The organism is Paenibacillus xylanexedens (assembly GCF_001908275.1).
Lineage (GTDB): Bacteria > Bacillota > Bacilli > Paenibacillales > Paenibacillaceae > Paenibacillus > Paenibacillus xylanexedens_A.
Map to the genome: position 1 here is coordinate 2102205 of NZ_CP018620.1, position 14490 is coordinate 2116694.

A 14490-nucleotide genomic window follows, 5' to 3' on the forward strand; every position below is an offset into this window, starting at 1 on the left:
ACATCTTGCCGCCAAGCCGGGGAGCAGCCACACTTAACTCGTCTGGTCTGGGCGCTCGGCTCGGAGAGACGGGACGTTATCTGTGGCGATACCGAATACTTTATCTTCTCTCGGTACCGGGTATTCTGTATTTTTTCCTCTTCAAATATGTACCTTTATTCGGTTCAGTGATTGCCTTTCAGAACTACAACATTTTCAAAGGCATCACCGGAAGTGATTGGGTAGGTCTGGAGCATTTCCAGAAGATGTTCAGCCATTATGATTTTTTAAGAATTCTCAATAACACACTTCTGCTTGGACTATATGATCTTGTGATTGCATTCCCGGTACCGATCTTACTGGCGATTCTGCTGAATGAAGTGCGGATGATTGTGTTTAAGCGTTTGTTGCAAACGATTGTATACATGCCTCACTTTCTGTCCTGGGTCGTCATTAGCGGTATCTTCATGGGTATTTTCTCGATGGATGCCGGGGTGGTCAACAAGGCACTTGGATTTCTGGGCATGCAACCGATGTACTTTCTTGGAGAAGACTCGTACATTCGTTCCATTCTGATCGGTTCGGGGATCTGGCGCGACTCCGGGTACGGCACGATTATTTTTCTGGCTGCCATTGCGGGCATCAATCCCGATCTGTATGAGGCCGCAGAGGTAGATGGAGCCGGACGTTTGAAGCAAATATGGTCGATTACTCTGCCATCCTTGCTGCCAACGATTATGATTTTGTTGCTGCTGCACATCGGAAAGTTCCTTGATCTGGGCTTTGAGCGTGTGTTTGTATTCCTGAATCCGCTCAATCTGGAGTCTGGCGAGATTCTCGATACGTATATCTACAAAGCCGGGCTTCTCTCACAGCAATACAGCTATACAACAGCCATCGGATTGTTCAAGTCGGTCGTGGGCTTGATGCTTATTCTACTCGGTAACTTCTTTAGCAAAAAAACAACCGGCGAAAGCCTGTATTAGGAGGCGAGATGGATGCGTACCCCCAGTGTCCGTTACCGTATATTTCGCATTGGAAATCTCGTTTTTCTTACGCTGCTCTCGTTAACGATGATTCTGCCTTTCATTAATGTGCTGGCCCAATCACTTAGCAGCTCGGAAGCGATCATGGGCGGAAAGGTCAGCTTCTGGCCTGTAGCTTTTACCTGGATCAATTATGAATATGTATTCGGCGATGCTGCCTTCTGGCGGGCCTTTGCGGTATCGGTTGGGGTAACGTTAGTGGGTACGCTGGTCAATCTCGCCGCAACGGCATCACTCGCGTATCCCGTGTCACGTCCAGAGTACAAGGGGCGATCTCTTGTTGTCATGTTTGTCCTGGTGACCGTCGTATTCTCGGCGCCGCTCATTCCGAATTTTATCCTGATGAAGGAGCTGCATCTGGTTAACAATCCATTGGTGCTGATTGTGCCAGGAGCGATTAACGCCTTTAACTTTTTCGTCATGCGTTCGTTCTTCTCACAGCTGCCGGGTGAACTGATCGATGCCGCCCGCATCGATGGCTGTGGGGAGTTTGGCATCATCTGGCGTATCGTTATTCCATTGTCCAAACCGGCCATGGCATCACTCGGCATTTTCTATGCGGTGGGCCACTGGAATGCGTATTCCACTGCGCTTTATTATCTGAACGATCCGGCCTGGTGGCCGATCCAGGTCACACTCAAGAAGCTGTTTGAGAGTGATGATATTTCCGTCGATCCGGGTTCTGCCGTCTATAGCACCCTTGCACATACATCGCCGGAAGGCATCAAAATGGCAACCATCATCATCGCCACCTTGCCAATCATTATCATTTATCCTTTCCTGCAAAAGCATTTTGTAAAAGGAATCATGGTCGGCTCCGTCAAATCTTAACTACAAGCAGCATACAGATCTGACGGAAACGGGGGAATGGCGATGTTCAGAATCTTGATTACGGACGATGAGCCAATGATTCGGATGGGTCTGGCGAAGATGATCAAGCAAGCAGGAGTGTTTGATTGTGAGATTCGGCAGGCGGCGCATGGGGAAGAGGCTCTTCAGGTGGTAAAGGATTTTCGGCCACACATCCTGTTCACGGATATTCGCATGCCAACGATGGATGGCATTGAGTTGTGCCGACGTTTATCCGAGCAAGGCAGTACGATGCGCATTATTGTAGTCTCCGGTTATTCAGACTTTGAATATGCAAGATCCTGTATGGATTATGGGGTAAAGCGATATCTGCTCAAGCCAGTGGGACGACAGGAGCTTCATGAACTGCTACTCAAATTGCTGGCGTCAGAAGAGGATAAACCTACGGTATCCCTTGTCCCCGTGAGGGAGCTGAATGATTGGGCCATGCGTCTGGAAGAGGCTATATGGGAGTTAAGGCAGTCCGATGTGACGGAGCTGCTCGCAGCATGGTCGAATCGTTATCCGGCATATGCCCTGATGCCTGAGCAGACTGCGGAGCTTTTTCAGGAATTGCTGGAATTGATTGTGGCCCGCATGAACGCCCGTGGCAACGGAACGATGAGTACGTCCAGTAAGATAATTGTAAGCGCTTCCTCTAAAGAATGCTTCGAGGCTCTGGGCAACGAAATCCAGACGTTGATGAATAGGATCAAGGAAAAACGCAGCGGCAAGCGCAAGCATCCGGTAGAAGAAGCAAAAGCTTATCTGGAGAAGCACTTGCGCCGGGAAGTGTCACTGGACGAGATTGCTTCCAAGCTTGGACTGAACCCATCCTACTTCAGCCAGCTGTTCAAACAGACGACCGGTCAGACCTTTATCCAATACCGGATACGCAGCAAAATGGAACTGGCCAAACGCATGCTGGAACAGCCGGGCAACCGGATTACGGATATATCCTACGAAGTGGGGTATGCGGATCATCCCCATTTCACCAAGACATTTAAGAAAATTACCGGACTGACCCCGTCCGAATACCGCAGTAAGTTGGGCATTGAATGATGAAGCGCAGCCTGTCGATCCGCCTGTTCTTTCATTTTGCCATCGTCATTACGTTGTCCCTGTCCGCTATTGGCTTGTTTACCTATACCTATGCCTCAACTGAGATGAACGATCAGCTTGCAGACAACATCGCCCAAACGATGCGTAATACGGCGTACCAGACCGATCTGTATTTGCAGAATTATGATCGCGCGACCTACTCCATCCTCTCCAACGGAAGTGTGAAGCACTTCCTCGATATGAGTTCGGAGGATAGTTATGCCTATTACGAGTATAGCCGTCAGATTAAAAGAAACGTGTTCCCGCCTGTTTTTATGTTATATCCACAGATCAAGTTCCTGTATGTTATCGGGGAGAACGGGCGGGTTGTCATCGATGACAACCAGAATTCAGCGGGCATACCCGATATCGATGCTGCACAGCAGTATAAGCAGTTGCTCGCTGCAACCCCTGCGAATGGCGAATCGACTTTGCTCACACGCAGTATCCGCAGTGGACAGAATGCAAATGTCATTACGATTGCGCGCCGGATCAGGGGGGTGTCCTCCTATACACCAAACGGAGTGCTGGCGATGGAAGTGAATGTGCTGGAGCTTGACAACATCTGGGGAGAACTCGATCTCGGTCAAGGGGGCTATCAGTATGTGATGGATCAGAACGGAAATGTTATCTACACTCCTGGGGACGAAGAGGCGCAGACCGTGATGTCGTCCAGCACGGTGGACAGACTTATGCACATGGAGGCAGGGTCTCTGGAACAGAACACGGATGGTACCAAGCGGCTGTTTATATCGGAGCTGTCTGCCTATTCGGGCTGGCGCTTTGTTGCTTCCGTGCCGCTGTCGGAGCTTCAAAGGCCGATTGCAACGATCCGCTCAGCTACATTATGGGTTGGTGCAGGGACCTTGCTCGCTGCGCTTGTGGTGGCCTACCGGATCGGAGCATCTCAGGTAGAACCCATTCGTGTGCTGATGAACGGAATGAGACAGACGGAGAAGGGAATCTGGAACAAGGTGGAGATGAAGGAAAGGCGCGATGAGATCGGAGTGCTGATTCGTAGCTATAATCTGATGGTCAGCCGCTTGTCGGACATGATCGAGAGTGTATATGAGTCGGAGCTGCGCCGCCAGAAGTCGGAAATTGAGCTACAGCAGGAAGCGTTGGAACGACACCGTGCGGAATTTCAGGCGCTCCAGTTGCAGATCAATCCGCATTTTCTCTACAACACATTGGAGACGATCAAATGTTATGCCGTCATACAGGATTCCGAAGAAATTACGCAGATGGTGGAATCGATGGCTCATATGCTCCGTTATTCCATTCAGACCAATCTGGAGGAAATTACGGTTGCCAATGAGTTGAAGCATGTGCTGGCCTACCTTTCCATCATGAAACATCGCATGGATCGGGAGCTTGAAGTTGAGGTCATCATTGCACCGGATCTGTTGTTGGAAAAAATGGTTCGACTCACCCTCCAGCCCCTGGTGGAAAATGTGTTACAACACGCATTTCCGCGAGGCATGGAACCGGGTCATTTTATCCGTATCGATGCTCGGCGCCTGGAAGATCGCTTTCTTGTCATCGTCCAGGATAACGGCATGGGCATGAGCGAGGAACGTCTGGAGAAGCTGCGTCGCCGTCTGGAACTGAACCGTCTGGCAGGTGAAGACACCGATGATGTTTATCATCGCGGCGGGATCGGACTTATGAATGTGCATCGCAGGATTCAGCTCGTATTTGGAGAGACGTACGGCTTGATGATGGAGAGTGAGGAAGGTATGGGAACGACCATTACGATGGCGCTTCCGGCGGACCAGCACAGCAAGCGAATTTAATTGAAACCAATAACAAGGAGGAAGATAAAACATGAATATCAATTTACAGAACAAAATTGCATTGGTAACAGGTTCCAGTGGAGGGATTGGTGCTGCTATCGCTGGAGCGTTGGCTCGTTGCGGGGCGAAGGTTGCTGTGAATGGTCTGCATAATATGGAGCGGGCGGAGGAAGTTGTGACTGCCATCCGGGATGCTGGTGGTGAAGCGGCGGCATTTCAGGCAGATGTGACGGATACGGATGCCATCAGAGCGATGATTGAAGATATTACACTCCGTTTCGGCGGTCCAATTGACCTGTTGGTTAACAACGCGGGACATCTGGTGGAGCGGAGCCCCATTGAAACGATGAGTGAGGAGCTGTACAGCCGGATTATGGATGTCAATCTGAAGAGCGCCGTCTTTGTCTCCAAAGCAGTCATTCCTGGCATGAGGGCGGCTGGTGGCGGACGAATTATCAATCTGACCTCTGTAGCGGCTCATAATGGAGGCGGGCCGGGTGCAGCGATTTACGCAGCCTCCAAGGCGGCTGTCATGGCGTTAACCAAAGGGCTCGCCAAAGAGCTTGCCCCTGGCGGGATTACGGTGAATGCACTCTCCCCAGGCTTCATCGGACAGACGGCATTCCATGCTACGTTCACCTCGGCAGAAGGTCGATCTTCTGCGGTAAGCAGCATCCCGCTTGGACGGGAAGGGACTCCCGATGATGTCGCAGGAGCGGCGTTGTACTTGTGTTCCGACCTGGGTTCTTTTATTACTGGAGAGACGCTTGAAATCAATGGCGGCATGTATATGCGTTGATGCTACAACATTGCGATAAGGAGGGGACGAAACGATGGAAGTGAAGCGAAAGCTTGCAGAAAGATCGTTATACCAACCCATCAGCGGGCCGTTCCATGTGGACTATGCGCCTGACGAGCATACCGTTCTGGCAGAGAATCCGCCAAGGTTTACCTGGATGGCGGCACAGCAGGAGGATGAGAATGCCTATCTGCTGCAAGTGTCGGCGAGCCCTTCTTTTCAGGAAGCAGAGACGATGACCTTTGCGCCGCTCCCGTATAACTTTTTCACGCCAGACCAGGTGTTTAGACCTGGGGATTATTATTGGCGATATGCGCTGCTTGTAGATCATCCAGTGCAGCAAGGTAGCGAATCCGAAGCGCATGTCTCACAGGGGAAGCAAGGGAGTGAAGCCGAAGGGCATACCTCGCAAGGGGAAATGTCGGCTTGGAGTGAGGTGCGGCGGTTCACTGTGCCAGTGGGATTACCCGAGACACCGCTACCTTCCCGGGCGCAGCGATACGTTTCCACGGAAACGTCACACCCACGGCTGTGGCTTGGTGAGCGTGGGCTGAATGCACTTGCGGATGGTGTTGCGTCCGATTCCACGTATTGCGGCTGGGATGCATTTATGGCACATTCCGTGGAGCCGTGGGCAAACCGTGAGCCCATTCGTGAACCGCAACCGTACCCCGAGAACAAACGTGTCGCCGCACTCTGGAGGCAAATGTATATTGACTGTCAGGAAGTGTTATATGCGATTCGTCATCTGAGTGTCGCTGGGCGAGTGCTTCGAGACGAACGACTGCTTGAAACGGCGAAAACCTGGTTGTTGCATGTGGCAGCTTGGGATACGGAGGGAACGACCTCCCGCGATTATAATGACGAGGCGGCTTTTCGGGTCGCAGCTGCGCTCGCTTGGGGTTATGACTGGCTGCATGATGAGTTGAACAGTGAAGAGCAGGAAGTGGTAAAACGCAGTTTGCTGCGGCGGACAGAACAGGTAGCCCAGCATGTGATGGTTCGCTCGAAGATTCATCATGTGCCCTATGACAGTCATGCGGTGCGTTCATTATCCTCCGTGCTTGTACCTTGCTGTATGTCCTTGTTGTATGAGGAGCAGCAGGCTGCACAGTGGCTGGATTATGCAATCGATTATTATGCCTGTCTGTACTCCCCTTGGGGAGGAAGTGATGGAGGCTGGGCCGAAGGTCCGATGTATTGGACAACAGGCATGGCCTATGTGACCGAAGCGATGAATTTGCTGCGAAACTATGCGGGCATCGACTTTTTCCGTCGGCCATTTTTCCAGCGTACCGGGGATTTTCCTTTCTACGTCTATCCGCCTGATGCACGGCGCGCCAGCTTTGGGGACCAGTCTACGCTGGGTGACCCGGTAAACTTGAAAACAGGTTATCTTGTCCGCCAACTGGCGGGGGTTACAGGCAACCGCTGGTACCAATGGTATTTTGAGCGTGTACGCCAATCCGATCCGGGGACAGAGGGTGCTTTTTATAACTACGGTTGGTGGGACTTTAACTTTGACGAATTAGTATACCGCCACGATTATCCGCAGCTGGAGGAAGAGTCGCCTGTGGACATCGAGCCGCTGAAGTGGTTCCGTGATGTGGGGTGGGTAGCCATGCATCACCGGATGGACGATCCGGATGAGCATATCATGCTGCTTCTCAAGTCAAGCCGTTACGGCTCGATCAGCCACAGTCATGCGGATCAGAACAGCTTTACCCTGCATGCATTCGGTGAGCCGCTCGCGGCGGATACGGGCTATTATATTGCGCATGGAAGCTCCTTTCACCGGGAATGGCGCAGGCAGACACGCTCCAAAAACAATCTGCTGATTGGCGGAGCAGGTCAGTATGCCGAGAACAATAAGGTGCTGAATATGGCCGCAACCGGGCAGATCGAAGAGGCCTATTGGCGGGACGGCGATGGTTATGTGCGCGCGGTAGCGACCGATGCCTATGCCAGCACCGTACCCCATGTGAAGCGTGTGGTACGGGAGATTCATTTTCTGCAATCATCCTACTTCGTCATTGTGGACCATATTGACCTGGAGAAACCAGACAGCGTTCAATGGCTATTCCATGCACTGCACCCGCTGCAACTGAAAGGGCAGAGCTTCCACCTGAACGGTACTAAGGCGGGGCTTGAGGGCACATTTGTATATGCTTCCTCCGGTGAGCTGACGCTCAGCCAGACGGATCAATTCGCAGAGGTGGACCCGGCAGAGTACGAAGGGTTGGACAGACATTATCATCTAAGTGCGGAAACGCGGCCTGCCACAAGTCATACAATAGTTACGCTGCTTGTACCCTATAAGATCGAGGAGCCGAAGTATGTCCCTTATTTCATCGATGACCAGGATCACGGTATCCATCTCTATTTTACCGACAACGGTGTAACGAAGAAGATCGAGGTATCCAAGACGTACTAGATAAGATGAACTGAATATTTACACAAGAACGAAGAGTGCAGAACCCATCTGAAGAAGCGAAGCGTGCGCCTTTATCCCCGGATTTTTCCCTCTGAAAAGGGAATCAAAAAAATCTGGGGATAACAGCGATCGGAAGAGGGTACTGCAATCGCAGTGGCTGAGTGTAAAGTTTGTACGTTCAGTTTATATAGTGCTCTATATGACTGGATGCTGTGGAACGCTGAGTATGACCTAAAGAAAACGCAATCTCATCTAAAACATCCCCATTGTTGCAGGCGGTGGGGATGTTTTATCATCTTCATGAAAGCGCTTCACATATAAGTGATACCTAAACCTAAATCAGGATGAAAAGAGGGGTAGCATGAAAAAGTGGATGGTCACAGGCATGGCGCTATTGCTGGCGGCAACCTTCATTGCGGGATGCAGCAAGGGAAGCGGGGCGGAATCCGGTGAGAATGGGGGAGACGGCAAGACAAGGTTCTCCATGTCACTACGAACGCTGGCGTATACGTATGTGGAGAAGTCACCGGACATCAACCAGGATAAATGGGTGAAAAAGCTGGAGGAACTGACCAATAGCGATCTGAAAATCGTGCTCGTGCCTCATAAGGAATATGAGCAGAAAATGGTCCAAATGTTTGCCACCAATGATATTCCTGATGTGGTGCAAGGTGACGGCGGCGTCAACGGCAAGGAGATGGCCGGCTCGGTTGAAGCCGGAGTATTCCAGCCGCTGGATGAGCTGTTGCAGCAGTATGGGCAAGATTTGCTGAAAGCCGTGCCGAAGGAAGCCTGGGACCAGGTCACCCATGACGGCCAGATCTATGCCATTCCCGAATATTTATCCAATCCATCTCGCCGGGCAACCTGGATTCGTAAGGATCTGCTGGATCAAACGGGATTGCCTGTGCCCACCACGGTGGAGGAAACATTGGAAGTGCTGCGCGCCTTTAAAAAGCTTGGCGTGGAGAATCCATATATGGGGCGTGAAGATTTCAAATATGCGGATACCTTCTTTGGTGCCTATGATGTGCAGCAGTTCCTGTCCATGATGGAGCAGCAGGGCGACCAGATTGTACCCAAGTTCATGGATAACGAGAATATGCAGCAAGCCCTGACGGTTTATAAGACGATGTACGAAGAAGGGCTAATTAACAAAGAGTTTGCGACCATCAATTCGACGGTATTCAAAAATACGATTCTCTCCGGTAAGGCGGGCATGTGGTCCATGAATGCCAACGAACTGATTCAATGGGAGAAGCAGATTAAAGCGTCGGTTCCCGATGCCAAAATCGAAATTATCCCTTCGCCTGTTGGCCCGGACGGTAAAGGTGGTTATTATCTGTACGGTCCGGTGACACGTGCCTACTTTATCAATAAGGATGCGGCTGATCCGGCTTCCATTATCCGTTTTTTCAACTGGATGGTGTCCGATGAAGCGGAGAAGTTTTTCACGTACGGTACAGAAGGAGAAACCTACACAGAGGATAATGGCGTGATTTCGTACACCGCTCCAACGGATTCCGCTGGCGTGGACGAAGAGCGTTACCGTCAGTCGTTCTTATGGTTTGTACAGGATACAACGTACAATAAAGGCTCGTTATCGCTGACAGAAGAAGGCAGGAAGCTGATGAATATTTACGATACAATTTTAGCCAAAGAAGGCCGGGATGGCATCAACTTTGATCCACGATTGGAGGCCTTTGTGCAGAATCCCGAGATTGCTCCCAATTCGGATACACCTCCTCAAGTATTGCTCACGCACATGATCAAGATGGTTTATGGTAAGGAGCCGATCTCTGATTGGCCGAAAGTGGTTGAGGAATGGAAATCCAAAGGCGGCGATCAGGCCATTGAGGAAGCTACGGAGAAATTTAAGAAGGATGAGGGAGTGTCAGCACCGCGTCGCTAACGATATAAGTCGAACTATACAATTTACACGATAACAGCGATCGGAAGGTTGTTCTGTCATCGGAGTGGCAAGTTAGCTGAATACGGAGGGATACTAATGAAAGACTTGTTCAAAACGTGGACGAAGCGGGCTGTGCTTGTTGCCATATCTTTCATACTCATTACCGGTATCGCCATTCCTGTGCATGAAGTCCGGGCGATGGAAGACGATATTCCTCATTCTGTTATCCATGCTGCACAGGAAGCAAATGTCCTGGAACCCGAGGGGCCCGAGCTGGAGATTTACACGGAAAACTTTGATGATCCCGATAATTTTGGCTCTACGGGCGGAATTGCATTGAAAGCACCATGGCGTCAGGACGGTGCGGGTGGGAGCAAGGCCAAAACGTCTTCTTCAACAACCGCACCATCCCAACCCAACATGATCAAGATAGACGGAACCGATGCACTCGCGCTGCCACTTGATCTGACCGGATACGGAAACATCCGGCTAAGCTACTACACAAGAGCTTCCTCCTATATAAGCGGAAGCGTGATTATTGAATGGTCGAAGGATGGAGGCATTTCCTGGACGACATTGGAGACGTTCCAACTTCCCACAGGAACTCCAGACATGAAGAATAAGGAAAGCAATACCTTAAAAAGCTGGACGCTGGGTGCGGAGGCGAACAATAACAGTACAGTGAATATTCGATTTCGGACAGGAGATGTCATGCAGGCCAACATGTATATCGACAATGTTGCCATTTACGGTCAGGCTATTCCCGGTATAACGCCTGCCCCATCCCCAGTGCCGCCTGGAGAGGAGAATACTGAATTTACGCCACCACAAGGAGTGACTTTATACGAGGATGTGGAGATTGGCACGGCTGGTGGGCGAGCAATCTATTCATCCATTGCTGTTCCTGAGACAGCGGCAGCTGAACCGATGCCGGTCATGGTCTATATCCATGGAGGTGGATGGAATCACGGGGACCGAAAGCAGGCATTGAACTCCATTTGCAATTATGTACTCAAACGCGGTTACATCGGTGTATCTCTGGACTACCGGCTGACGCCTGAGGCGCCTTTCCCTGCCCAGATTCAGGATGTCAAACTTGCTATCCGATATTTGCGGGCCCATGCCGCCCAGTACAATCTGGACCCAAGTCGTATCGGCGTCTGGGGATCATCTGCGGGCGGTCACCTGGCCGCATTACTCGGCACAACGGGGGACATGGTCGCTGGTGATCCCGTCGTGCTTGATACAGGAGTCACGGTAGAGGTACCGGATCTCGAGGGTTCTGGCGGATGGCCTGAGTATTCGGACAAAGTGCAGGCGGTTGCCGACTGGTATGGACCCGCTGATTTTACGACGACATTTGCCAATAACTATAGCTCGGTCACGGCTCTGCTTGGCGGTCATCGCGCATTGGATGTACCGGAACAAGCCAGACTTGCGATGCCGGGCACCTATGCTTCACCAGATGATCCACCGTTCTGGATTCGCCACGGGGATGCTGACGCCACCATTCCATACACGGACAGTGTTACTTTTGCAGAGCAGCTTCAATCTGCGGGTGTGCCGATTGTGGATGTGAAGATTGTCCCCGGTCAGGGCCATGGATTTACAGGTACAGCTTCCGAGAATGCTAATGCGGAGGCATGGGCCTTCCTGGATGAACATGTGAAGAACCGGACTGTTACGGAGCCAGTTATTTTCAAAAGCAACTCCGAAGATACTTCATCTGGCGAGGGCGAAGATGAAGAAGAACGACCGTTGATTGAGAAGGTCATCGCCAGCAAGCTGCCAAGTGACGATGCGGCGATTGACAGCAGCAAGCCTGATCTGAATTTCAATCAGGCCACGGGCTCCAGCACTGGATTACTAAGCATCTCTTCCACTTCGTCGACCAAGAAATATGTGTATTTCAAATTTGATATGTCCGGAAATGAGCCGGAAGGAGATCGGTATCGACTGCGGATTGTGGCCAAGAAAGGCACATCGAATATCAATACGGAGTTGTCCCTTTATGGTTTGGATGCCACAGACTGGAGTGAATCATCACTAACCTGGTCGAATGCTCCTGTCCAAAGTCTGAGCGAAGCTTCGCTGCTGGGCACATTCCAGGTCACTGCAGATCGGAATGGAAGTCCGGCCGTCTATGAAGTGGATGTAACCGATTATGTGAAGAGTCGCCCAGATGCCGGGAAGGTTGCATTTTTGCTCGCGGATGCGGGATCAACAGGTGTTTCCGTTAACGTCTATACCAAGGAAGCCAACGGAACGAGCAATCCGCGTCCACAGTTATCTGTCATTGCTTTAATCGAAGAAGGCAGTGACGCGCAGTCACCAGAATGGGAGCAGGGAGCTGAACTGGAGATTCGCAACTGGGGAACGGATTTTGCGGAACTGAGGTGGCCCGCTGCCAGTGACGATACGGCTGTATCTGCCTACCGGATTTATCGGGATGGCGTTCTGCTGAGCGAACAAGGTAAGCAGTCATTCCGGGACAGCGGGCTTGCAGCTGGAACATCGTACACCTTTCAAGTGAGGGCGATTGATGAGGCCGGCAACGTCAGCACTGCTTTATCAACCGAAATGACAACCCTTGGCGTTCCGGTATCGTCCCTGCCTGTGGCTGCCGTCACGGCAAGTGGCAGCGACGGAAACCTGGCTACCAATACCCTCGACAATAACAGTTATACACGCTGGTCTGTTGCAGGAGAGGGGCAATGGATCACATTTGATCTGGGGCAGGCACAGCCAGTGGGTTATGTTGGGATTGGTTTTTACAAAGGGGATATCCGAAAGACATTTTTTGAGATGGAATCGTCTGTTGACGGTGTGCAGTGGACCCAGATATTTAACGGCGAAAGCAGTGGGGATACAACCGAAATGCAGGCGTTTGACATCCCGGACATATCTGCACGTTATGTGCGAATCACCGGACGTGGCAATTCCGATGGAAGTATTTACACAAGTCTGAGCGATGTGCATCTGTATGCCCCTTTTGCAGGGGGAGGGACACCTGTGGCTCTGATTCCATACATCGTGCCCCAACCACCTGAAGGGACGATGCCCTTTATCGCCCCAGGTCTGACGGAAACAGATGGCACACTACATACTGTCCATGCTCCACATGCCGTGACCGGACGTACAATTGATGTACGGGATTATGGAGCAGATCCTGCTGACAAAACGAGTGATGACCGCCCTGCTATACAGGCTGCGATGGACGAGGCCAACGTTGGGGATGAAGTGTTATTGCCTGATGGGGTGTACAATTTGTTATCCGGGCCGGATGGCAGCACCAATCTGATGCTCAAATCCGGAGTGAATCTGAGAGGTGAGAGCCGTGAAGGAACTGTGCTCAAGACATCGCTGAATCAGGTGACGGGAAGTGCCGTTCTGAAAGCATCGGCTCAGCATAGCATTCTCGTATCCAACATGACCATCACTTCAGCCTGGTCCGGCAGCTACACGACTGATCATCAATCCAATAATCCCTCCGCAGGGGGGCCGGATAGCATGATCCATATCGCCAATTATGGCGAGGCACCATCGTATGACATTACGATTGACGGCGTAATTGTGGAGAAGTTCAAAAGAATGGCAATCCGCATTGAGCACAGCCGCGATGTTGTTGTGAAGCATTCAACCTTCCGCAATGCAACAGATCTGGGCCCTGGAGGTTCAGGTTACGGAATTTCGATTCAGGGAACGGCCAAGACCGATCGGCTCGGATTTGACAATGATACATTATGGAACGTGGTGGAGGAAAGTACATTTGAAGGTCCTTATCTCAGACATGGAGCACTGATTCAGTTTGTGGCTCATAATAACGTGTTACGTGGCAATACGTTTAACGGAACAAAGCTGGATGCCATCGACCTTCATGGTGAACTGGAGTATTTAAATGAAATCTCCGGCAATGTCATTACGGACGTCTTGACAGGCGCAGGGATTGGGCTCGGCAATACCGGGGGTTCGGCGCCCAGCAACCACAGCAAGTCTGGCAAAGGGAACTACATTCATGACAACACAATCATGAACAGCCGAATCGGTATTTCGATGACCATGGGTACCCCCGATACCCTAATTGAGGATAATCTCATCGAGAATACCACTATGATTGCAGAGGCAGCAGGGATCAAAGTGTTGAACGGACCGGGCACGGTGATTCGCGGCAATGTAATTCGTAACAATACGGCGAGCGGTTACTGGGGTGTGAGGCTTGAGCGCGATAAAGGCGATGCCGGAGCAGGCAATGTCGGTGAAGGGGACCCTGAGAACGTATGGATTGAAAATAACCTTATTGAAGGGAATACAAACGGAATCGGCCTCTTTGCCGGAGTAAGCATTCTAATGAAGGCCAACATTCTAAACAATGTAGATGAGGACTACTACAAAGCAGCAGGTGTGACAGTTACCGAGCTATAAAGAATCAGAACAAGTAGCCTGGCAGGCGTCTATATAAGTTGAAGCTCAATTTTACACCATACTGCAATCGGAGTGATCAGGTGTAACATTTATAGTTCAACCTATGTAGCCTGATAGGCTACTTTTTGTTATGTTCGTTATTTAAGATTCAC

At 51.0% G+C, this 14490-nt stretch carries 8 protein-coding genes; all 8 read left to right on the forward strand.

Annotation, left to right across the window (positions count from 1 at the left end; genetic code table 11):
• The first annotated feature begins 47 nt into the window (after nt 1–47).
• The 8 genes from BS614_RS09210 (at nt 48) to BS614_RS09245 (ending at nt 14338) form a co-directional block, all read left to right on the forward strand.
• Complete coding sequence (locus BS614_RS09210) at nt 48–965, forward strand: ABC transporter permease (RefSeq protein WP_074096762.1); 918 nt, start codon at nt 48–50, stop codon at nt 963–965.
• Between the two features lie 12 nt (nt 966–977).
• Complete coding sequence (locus tag BS614_RS09215; protein WP_074093756.1) at nt 978–1856, forward strand: carbohydrate ABC transporter permease; 879 nt, start codon at nt 978–980, stop codon at nt 1854–1856.
• 42 nt (nt 1857–1898) lie between these two features.
• The gene (locus tag BS614_RS09220) at nt 1899–2936 is read left to right on the forward strand and encodes a response regulator transcription factor (RefSeq protein ID WP_074093757.1); all 1038 of its coding nucleotides are present in this window, start codon (nt 1899–1901) and stop codon (nt 2934–2936) included.
• Nucleotides 2933–4771: a cache domain-containing sensor histidine kinase gene (locus BS614_RS09225; RefSeq protein WP_074093758.1), complete on the forward strand. Its 1839-nt coding sequence runs from the start codon at nt 2933–2935 to the stop codon at nt 4769–4771. The genes BS614_RS09220 and BS614_RS09225 overlap by 4 nt, the downstream gene beginning before the upstream one ends.
• Before the next feature lie 31 nt (nt 4772–4802).
• Nucleotides 4803–5570, forward strand: a complete 768-nt coding sequence (locus BS614_RS09230) for an SDR family NAD(P)-dependent oxidoreductase (RefSeq protein ID WP_074093759.1) — start codon at nt 4803–4805, stop codon at nt 5568–5570.
• Nucleotides 5571–5604: 34 nt separating this feature from the next.
• Nucleotides 5605–8004: a DUF4962 domain-containing protein gene (locus BS614_RS09235; protein ID WP_074093760.1), complete on the forward strand. Its 2400-nt coding sequence runs from the start codon at nt 5605–5607 to the stop codon at nt 8002–8004.
• 361 nt (nt 8005–8365) lie between these two features.
• Entirely contained in the window at nt 8366–9916 is a 1551-nt protein-coding gene (locus tag BS614_RS09240; protein WP_074093761.1) for an extracellular solute-binding protein, read from the forward strand.
• Nucleotides 9917–10012: 96 nt separating this feature from the next.
• Nucleotides 10013–14338, forward strand: coding sequence for an alpha/beta hydrolase fold domain-containing protein (locus BS614_RS09245; protein WP_074093762.1), 4326 nt, complete (start codon nt 10013–10015; stop codon nt 14336–14338).
• Nucleotides 14339–14490: the final 152 nt, after the last annotated feature.